The organism is Pantoea sp. CTOTU49201 (genome assembly GCF_032054795.1).
Classification (GTDB): Bacteria; Pseudomonadota; Gammaproteobacteria; order Enterobacterales; family Enterobacteriaceae; genus Pantoea; species Pantoea symbiotica.
The window spans coordinates 4,273-5,185 of the sequence record NZ_DAMBSA010000338.1; the positions used below are offsets into that span (position 1 = coordinate 4,273).

General features: G+C 58.3%; 1 protein-coding gene. It reads right to left on the reverse strand.

Annotation, left to right across the window (positions count from 1 at the left end; all coding sequences use genetic code 11):
• Positions 1-62 precede the first annotated feature (62 nt).
• The coding region (locus RTY00_RS19360) for an ABC transporter substrate-binding protein (protein WP_312665592.1) at positions 63-913 on the reverse strand (851 nt) is incomplete at its 5' end.

Consider the following 913-nt stretch of genomic DNA (forward strand, 5'->3'; position numbering starts at 1 on the left):
GAAAGCTCCTCACGTTATGGGGTTCAGGTCGCCATGAATGGCGACCCTACATCTGTGTGGGCTTACTTCACCGTCCAGCCCTTGTAGCTGCTGACGCTGTTACGATCGATCATCGTCACCGGAATCAGCACCGGCTTATCTGGCGCGGGTTTGCCCTGCAGGATGTCATAGCCGATCTCCACCGCTTTCGCCGCCATCACCTGCGGGTCTTGCGCTGGCGTTGCCACGAACAGCGAGCCTTGGCGTTTCAGCGCCTCTTCACCGTCTGGCGATCCATCGACGCCGACAATAAAGAATTCATTGCGCTGCGCCTGTTTCGCCGCCAGATCGGCACCAATCGCGGTTGGATCGTTAATCGCGAACACTGCATCAATCTTCGGATTAGCCGACAGCAGGCCGGTCATCACTTCCAGGCCACCTTCGCGGCTGCCTTTGGCGTTCTGGTTGTAGGAGAGCAACTTGATGTCCGGATGGGTTTTCAGCTCGTTCATGCAGCCTTCCACACGGTTCTGCACCGCAGAAACCGGCGGTCCGTTGATGATCACCACATTGCCTTTGGCTTTCAGGCGGTCGGAGATGTATTTACAGGCCATGGCACCGGCGGCGGTGTTATCGGAGGTGATAGTGGCGTTAGCGCCGTCTGCCGCCACGTCGACTGCCACCACCACAATCCCGGCATCACGCGCACGTTTTACCGCAGGTGCGATGCCTTTGGAATCGGCGGCGTTAAGGATGATCATGTCCACTTTGGCGGCGATGAAGTTATCAATTTGCCCCACCTGCTGACCGAGATCATAGCCGCTGGAGACCAGCGTTACGTTGACCTTGTCACCTGCCAGCTCGCGCGCCTTCAGCTCCGCACCTTTGGTGATCTGCACGAAGAACGGGTTGGCGAGATCGCCGACGGTCACAC